This window comes from Moorena sp. SIO4E2, assembly GCF_010671945.1.
GTDB lineage: Bacteria > Cyanobacteriota > Cyanobacteriia > Cyanobacteriales > Coleofasciculaceae > Moorena > Moorena producens.
In genome coordinates this window covers 1,733-2,979 of record NZ_JAAHIE010000752.1, presented here as the reverse complement: position 1 = coordinate 2,979, position 1,247 = coordinate 1,733, and the positions used below count along the sequence as shown (strand labels likewise).

Here is a 1,247-nt window from a genome sequence, read left to right as displayed (position 1 = left end):
AACCCCAAGGGCTGGGAACCCCTGTGCGGTTTTTACCGACGCCAGTGTCTACCAAGCCTCACTGAGTTTATCAATCAAGGGGGAAGGTCATTTCAGCGTTGGTTGGCCCAGCATCCAGTACAGGAGTTGCTAGTCAGTGACACTAGGCTATTTTTTAACTGCAATACCCCTGCTGACCTAGAACAGTTGGAAATACAGGATTAAGCAGTGGCGATCAGGCCGGAAGTGCCTAGTTGTTTGATAGCAATTCTCTTTCCCATGAGGTACAAAGGGATCCCCCTAAATCCCCCTTAAAAAGGGGGACTTTGAGGTTGAGAAGTGTACCTCATACATGCAATAAACGCTATAACTATTTTTTTTATCAAAAAAAATGGGTCTAAAACCCCGTCCTTCTAGGACGGCTTTTTCTAGCCATAATACTGGCTGGTTTGTGCTATAATTGTTAGCATAAATATGTTACAAAAAAGCTCGATTCCTGATGATCATTCTTGAGTTCAAGGCTTACGGAAAGAAGCAGCAATATCAAGCCATTGAAGAGGCGATCAGAACGGTTAAGTTTGTTCGCAATAGCTGTCTTAGATTGTGGATTGACAACAAAGGCATAAATAAATACGATTTAAACAAATATTGCAAGGTCTTAGCCAAAGAATTTCCCTTCACTAACGCTTTGAACTCAACTGCTCGCCAGGCTGCGGCTGAAAGAACATGGTCATCAATCGCCCGTTTTTACGACAACTGTAAGAAAAGTGTACCTGGGAAAAAAGGATTTCCAAGATTCCAAAAACATTGCCGCTCAGTTGAGTATAAGCAGTCAGGCTGGAAGTTGTCCCCTGACAAGAAGTCAATTACGTTCACCGACAAAAAAGGAATTGGGAAGCTTAAGCTCAAAGGCACATGGGACTTGTGGCGTTTCGATAAGAAACAGATCAAACGGGTTCGGATAGTAAAAAGAGCTGATGGTTATTATGTCCAATTCTGTATCGCTGTCGATAACAATGAGGCTTTGAAGCCTACTGGTAATACTGTCGGCTTAGATGTAGGATTGAAGGACTTCTATACTGATTCCGACGGCAATGCTGAATCTAACCCCAGATTTTATAGAAAAGGAGAACAACGCCTTAAGTTTTATCAACGTCGGGTTTCTCGAAAAAAGAAAGGCTCAGCTAACCGAAAGAAGGCTATTAATAGACTAGGCAGACATCACCTTAGAATAAGCAGGCAACGTGAAGAGCACGCCAAGAGACTGG

Annotated in this window: 1 protein-coding gene and 1 pseudogene; both read left to right on the top strand. The window is 42.9% G+C overall.

The window, feature by feature from the left end:
• Positions 1–204: pseudogene (locus F6K37_RS36595) on the top strand (molybdenum cofactor guanylyltransferase); the annotation flags it as partial.
• A gap of 274 nt (positions 205–478) precedes the next feature.
• Positions 479–1,247: RNA-guided endonuclease InsQ/TnpB family protein (locus tag F6K37_RS36590; protein WP_287255885.1), on the top strand; the 769-nt coding region annotated here is incomplete at its 3' end.